This window comes from Pseudomonas putida (assembly GCF_028682635.1).
Lineage (GTDB): Bacteria > Pseudomonadota > Gammaproteobacteria > Pseudomonadales > Pseudomonadaceae > Aquipseudomonas > Aquipseudomonas putida_AE.
Window position 1 is genome coordinate 167,073 of record NZ_JANHLK010000014.1, and the last position, 6,000, is coordinate 173,072.

Annotated in this window: 6 protein-coding genes; 1 reads left to right on the forward strand and 5 read right to left on the reverse strand. The window is 62.8% G+C overall.

Going from position 1 to position 6,000, the window contains the following annotated elements:
- Positions 1-43: 43 nt before the first annotated feature.
- The 5 genes from NPS56_RS18850 to NPS56_RS18870 form a co-directional block, all read right to left on the reverse strand.
- On the reverse strand, positions 44-1,063 hold the full coding sequence (locus NPS56_RS18850) for a DNA topoisomerase IB (RefSeq protein WP_274075994.1): 1,020 nt from the start codon (positions 1,061-1,063) through the stop codon (positions 44-46).
- Positions 1,064-1,140: 77 nt separating this feature from the next.
- Positions 1,141-2,220 (reverse strand): molybdenum ABC transporter ATP-binding protein, encoded by a 1,080-nt coding sequence (gene modC, locus NPS56_RS18855; protein WP_274075995.1) that lies wholly within the window; start codon positions 2,218-2,220, stop codon positions 1,141-1,143.
- Positions 2,221-2,223: 3 nt separating this feature from the next.
- The gene (modB, locus tag NPS56_RS18860) at positions 2,224-2,904 is read right to left on the reverse strand and encodes a molybdate ABC transporter permease subunit (RefSeq protein ID WP_274075996.1); all 681 of its coding nucleotides are present in this window, start codon (positions 2,902-2,904) and stop codon (positions 2,224-2,226) included.
- A complete protein-coding gene (gene modA, locus NPS56_RS18865) occupies positions 2,905-3,672 on the reverse strand; it encodes a molybdate ABC transporter substrate-binding protein (RefSeq protein ID WP_274075997.1) in 768 nt (255 codons plus the stop codon). It abuts the gene before it with no gap.
- Positions 3,673-3,804: 132 nt separating this feature from the next.
- Positions 3,805-4,869, reverse strand: a complete 1,065-nt coding sequence (locus tag NPS56_RS18870) for an NAD(P)H-dependent flavin oxidoreductase (protein ID WP_274075998.1) — start codon at positions 4,867-4,869, stop codon at positions 3,805-3,807.
- A gap of 120 nt (positions 4,870-4,989) precedes the next feature.
- On the opposite strand from NPS56_RS18870, the gene NPS56_RS18875 reads away from it, so the two are divergent.
- Entirely contained in the window at positions 4,990-5,973 is a 984-nt protein-coding gene (locus NPS56_RS18875; protein ID WP_274075999.1) for an MDR family oxidoreductase, read from the forward strand.
- Positions 5,974-6,000: the final 27 nt, after the last annotated feature.

The following is a 6,000-nucleotide window of genomic DNA, read 5'->3' on the forward strand; positions in this document are numbered from 1 at the left end:
TCTACTATAGAAGCCATTTGCAATCGTGCAAAAAATAGGCAGGTCAGTTCGTCGGTTCAGACGCCATTTTCTCAAGCAACATCGCCAGCGCGACTTCCTCGGCCCGCAGGCCTTTGCGCACCCTCGGCCTTGGCAATTGCGCCAGGGCGCCGAGGGGAAAACCCTCGAGCACCGCCGGGTGGATGTAGCACTTGCGGCACACCGCCGGGGTGTTGCCCAACTGCCGGGCGACGTCCTTGACCATCGCCACCACATGCTGCTTGGCCTGTGATTCGGGTTGCCACTCAAGCTCGCGCAACACCGACAGGGCCAGGGCGCTGCCGGCCCAGGTTCGGTAATCCTTGGCGGTGAAGTCGGCGCCGGTCAGGTCTTGCAGGTAGGCGTTGACGTCGGCGGAAGTGATGGTGTGTCGCTCACCGTTTTCATCGAGGTACTGGAACAGGTTTTGCCCGGGAATCTCCTGGCAGCGCTTGACGATCCGCGCCAGTCGCCGGTCCTTCACGGTAATTTGATGTTCGATGCCACTCTTGCCGCGAAACTGGAACAGGATCGCACTGCCGTTGACCTCCACATGCCGGTCGCGCAGGGTGGTCAGGCCATAGGAGCGGTTGTCCCGGGCGTACTGGGCATTGCCGACACGGATCAGCGTCGCGTCGAGCAGGGTGATGACCGTGGCCATGACCTTGTCGCGACTGAAACCCGGCGCCGCCAGCAAGGCTTCCAGCTGTTTGCGCAACTTCGGCAGTGCCAGGCCGAAATCCCGCAGGCGTGAATATTTGTCGCTGTCGCGCACTTCTCGCCAGCGCGGGTGATAGCGGTACTGCTTGCGCCCGCGGGCGTCGCGGCCGGTGGCTTGCAGGTGGCCGCGCGGGTCGGTGCAGATCCACACGTCGGTGTAGGCCGGTGGGACCGCCAGGGCATTGATGCGCTGGATCTCCTCCGGGTCGACGATGCGCTGGCCCGAGGGCTCGAAGTAGCAGAATTTGCCACGCAGTTTGCGTCGGGTAATGCCCGGCTGGGTGTCATCGACGTAATGCAGGTCACGGGGCAGTGCATCGGGCATGGCGAATGTCCTGGGCGAGGGATCGAGGGGGCCGTTACAGCCATTGACCCCGCGCCGCGGCAGTCGTGCCCCCGGCTTTACGCCAGCACCGCCACGGCCTTGATCTGCGCCCAGAGTCGTTGGCCCGGGTGCAGGTTCAAGTGGTCCCGGGAATAGCGGGTGATACGCGCCAGCAACGGGCTGCCCGCGGCATCCAGGCGCACCAGCACATGGGCGCTGTTGTCGGCGGCCATTTCACTGACCACCGTGACCGGCAGGCGATTGAGGATGCTGCTTTGTTCGTCGCCGTGCAGGCTCAGGCTGACGTCCCGCGCCTGAACCTTGCAGCGCAGCGCCTGGCCCACGGCCATCGGCGTGTGGGCCACGCGGATGTTCAGGTCGGTGTCGGGCAGTTGCAAGGTCAACAACTGGTAGTGGGCGTCATAGGCCGCGACATGCCCCTGGATCACCACGCCGGCGTCGTCCCCCAGCGCCAGCGGCAAGTCGAGGCGGGCCAGGGTCTGGCCGATGGGGCCGCTGGCCAGCGCCTTGCCGTCGCTGAGCAGGACGATGTGGTCGGCCAGTTGCGCGACTTCGTCCTGGGAGTGACTGACATACAGCACCGGGATGTCCAGCTCATCGTGCAGCCGTTGCAGGTAAGGCAGGATCTCGCTTTTGCGTTGAGCGTCCAGCGCGGCCAAGGGTTCGTCCATCAACAACAGCGTCGGGCTGGTGAGCAGCGCGCGTGCCATGCCCACGCGCTGGCGTTCGCCGCCGGACAGGTGCTGCGGATGGCGATCGAGCAGGTGGCTGATGCCCAGCAGCTCGGTCGCATGGGCCATGTCGACCCGGCGCTGTTGCCGGGGGATGCGCTTGAGGCCGAACTGCAGGTTGGCCAGCACTGACAGGTGAGGAAACAGACTGGCTTCCTGAAAGACGTAACCCAGTGCGCGCTTGTGCGGCGGGACGAAAATCCCCTTGTCGCTGTCTTGCCACACTTCATCGTTGACCTGGACAAACCCCTGGTCGGCCCGTTCCAGCCCGGCGATGCAGCGCAGGCAGGTGGTCTTGCCAGACCCGGAGTGACCGTACAGCGCCGTGACCCCTCGGCCGGGCAACTGCAGGTCGACATCGAGGGCGAATCCCGAATAGCTCAACTTCAGACGCGTGTGAATCATCGATCAGCTCCAGCCTGCTTTGGTTTTACGGCTGGAGTACAGCACCAGCAACACCGCAAAAGAGAACACCAGCATGACCCCGGCCAGCCAATGGGCCTGGGCATATTCCATGGCTTCGACGTGATCGTAGATCTGTACCGAGACCACCCGGGTCTTGTCGGGGATGTTGCCGCCGATCATCAGCACCACGCCGAATTCGCCGACGGTGTGGGCGAAGCCGAGGATGGCCGCGGTGATGAAACCGGGGCGGGCCAGGGGCAAGGTGACGCTGTAAAAGCTGTCCCAGGGACCGGCGCGCAAGGTCGCGGCCACTTCCAGAGGGCGGGTGCCAATGGCGGAAAAAGCGTTCTGCAGGGGCTGGACCACGAACGGCATCGAGTACAGCACCGAGCCGATCACCAGGCCTGCAAAACTGAACGTGAGGGTGCCCAGGCCCAGGGATTGAGTGAACTGGCCGACAAACCCATGGGGGCCGAGCGCCAGCAACAGATAGAACCCGATCACCGTGGGCGGCAGCACCAGGGGCAGGGCGACGATCGCCCCGACCGGGCCGCGCAACCAGGATTGGGTGCGCGAGAGCCATAACGCCAGCGGAGTGCCAACCAGCAACAGGATGACGGTCGTCAGGGACGCCAGTTTCAGGGTCAGCCAGATGGCGGAAAAGTCGGCACTCGTCAGCGACATTTAGATTTGGTAACCGTAGGATTTGATGATGGCAGCGGCTTTTGGCCCCTTCAGGTAGTCAATCAGTGCCTTTGCGGCCGGATTGTCCTTGCCTTTGTTGAGGATGACCGCGTCCTGTTTGATCGGGTCGTGCAGGTTGGCCGGAACGATCCACGCCGAACCGCTGGTGATCTTGCCGTCCTTGTAGATTTGCGACAGGGCGACAAAACCCAGTTCGGCGTTGCCGGTGGACACGAACTGGTAGGCCTGGGTGATGTTCTGGCCTTCGACGATCTTGTCCTTGACCTTGTCGGTCAGGCCCTGCCTGGCCAGTACCTGGGTCGCTGCCAGGCCGTAGGGAGCGGCTTTCGGGTTGGCGATCGACAAATGCTGATACGTGTTATCGGCCAGCACTTTGCCCTTGTCATCGACGTAGCCTTCCTTGGCCGACCACAGCGCCAGCGTGCCGACGGCGTAAGTGAAGCGCGAGCCCTTGACGGTGTCGCCTTCGGCCTCAAGTTTTTGCGCGGTGGTGTCGTCTGCCGAGAGGAACACTTCGAACGGCGCGCCATTCTTGATCTGGGTGTAGAACTGGCCGGTGGCACCGAACGCAGTCACCAGCTTGTGCCCGGTGTCCTTCTCGAAATCGGCGGCGATGGCCTGGATCGGCGCGGTGAAGTTGGCAGCGACAGCGACCTGCACCTCGTCCGCCTGGGCAGAGCCGAAGGCAAACACGGCAAGCACGCTCGCCAGGCAGGTGGGTGCAAAACGTGAGGCGCGAAGGGTCATGAAACGGCTCCGTCATGGGCAGGTGTTGCGAGGGGTGATTCGTTATATAGATGAATATATAGCGAAATGCCTGTAAACGGAATGCGTTGCAGCGCGGTTATGGCGAGTGAGGGTGTCACTCGCCACAAACCCTCAGCGATGTAGCAATTTCGCCAAGCCCTCTTCGGCCAGGCGCCGGGTCAGTTCAGCGCTGCTCAACTCGACGCCCAGGGTAAACGCCTGCCCCGCCCAGAGGTTACTGAAGTCTGCCTCGCCTTTGGCGCGCAACGGCATCAATGCACCGCCCGCGAGGGGGAAGCGCGGAGCCTGGGCGCTCATCGGTCCGAGTTCGCGCATCACCCGATTGAGAATGCCCCGTGCCGGGCGACCGGTGAAAATATTGGTGAGCGCCGTCTCGCTTTCCCTGGCGGTGCGCAATGCCTTGTGGTGCGAGGCGCTGACCTTGGCCTCAGGCGTGAACAGGTACGCCGTGCCCACTTGCACCGCCGATGCCCCCAACATGAATGCCGCCGCCACACCCCGCGCATCGGTTATGCCGCCCGCGGCAATCACCGGTACTTTAACGGCATCGACGATCTGTGGCACCAGGGCGAAGGTGCCGACCTGGCTGCTCAGGTCATCACTGAGAAACATGCCCCGGTGTCCGCCCGCTTCGTAACCCATGGCGATGATTGCGTCGCAGCCATGCTGCTCGAGCCAGATGGCCTCTTCGACCGTGGTGGCCGAGGACAGCACTTTTGCTCCGGTGGCTTTCACTCGATCCAGCAGGGATTTTTCCGGCAGGCCAAAGTGGAAACTCACCACCTCGGGGCGTAATTCTTCAACCACTTCGCAGGCGGCCTGATCGAACGGCGCGCGGTTGGATACTGGCGTCGGCGCATCGAAGTCGACACCCAGTTCGCGATAATAAGGTTGCAGCAGGTTCTTCCAGTCCCGGGCGCGTTGCTCGTCCACCGCCGGTGGTTGATGGCAGAAGTAGTTGACGTTGATCGGGCGCTGGCATTCTTGACGGATGCGCTTGAGCTCTTCGCGCAATTGCTCGACGCTCAGCATGGCGGCAGGCATCGAGCCGAGGCCGCCGGCGTTGCTCGCCGCAATGACCATGTCCGCAGTGGTGGCACCAGCCATGGGGGCCTGGATGATTGGCAGATCGATCCCAAGCAGGTCAAGCAGACGAGTATCTGGCCATTGGCTCATTTCAGCAGTCCTCCGTCGTTGATAGCGGTCCATCATATTGGCTTAAAGTCGAGTACGGTATTTTTTTGCGATATGGTATTTAAATCCCACCACAACGGGTGATCTCACCAGGAGGCAGCAATGTTCCAAGGTATTTTGATCGACAAAGACGACAGCGGTTACCGGGCCACACTGCAACAGATCAATGAAGACCAACTGCCCGAGGGCGACGTGACGGTACGTGTGGCGTACAGCACGCTGAATTTCAAGGATGGCCTGGCGATCACCGGCAGCAGCCCGGTGGTGCGAAAATTCCCGATGGTGCCGGGGATCGATCTGGCAGGAACCGTCGAAGCCAGCGGGCATCCGGACTACAAGGTCGGTGACAAAGTCCTGCTCAATGGCTGGGGCGTGGGCGAAGGGCACTGGGGCGGTCTGGCGCAAAAGGCCCGGCTCAAGGGCGAGTGGCTGATTGCGCTGCCCGAGGCCTTCACTGAAGCACAGGCAATGGCCATCGGCACGGCGGGCTACACGGCGATGCTGTGCATCATGGCGTTGGAACGCAACGGCGTGACACCGGACCAAGGCGAAGTGTTGGTCACCGGGGCCAACGGCGGTGTCGGCAGTTTCGCCATCGCCTTGCTGAGCAAGCTGGGCTATCGGGTGGTCGCTTCCACCGGTCGCCTGTCGGAGCACGAATACCTCAAGCAGCTGGGCGCCAGCGAAATCATCGACCGCGCCACCTTGTCCGAGCCGGGCAAGCCCTTGGCCAAGGAGCGTTGGGCAGCGGTCATCGATTCGGTGGGCAGCCACACTTTGGCCAATGCCTGTGCCAGCACCAAGTCCGAAGGCACCGTGGCCGCCTGTGGTCTGGCCCAGGGCATGGATTTTCCGGCCTCCGTCGCGCCCTTTATCCTGCGTGGCGTGACCCTGGCCGGGATCAACAGCGTGACTCAGCCGAAAGCCCGGCGTGTAGAGGCGTGGGGGCGTTTGGCCAGGGATCTGGACTTCGACCTGTTGCCATTGATCAGCCATGAAATCGGATTGAGCGAAGCGATCGAGGCTGCGCCGCGCCTGCTGGCGGGGCAATTGCGTGGGCGGGTGGTGGTGGATGTGAATCGCTGATTGGAAAATCGCCGGCTAGCGGCCAAT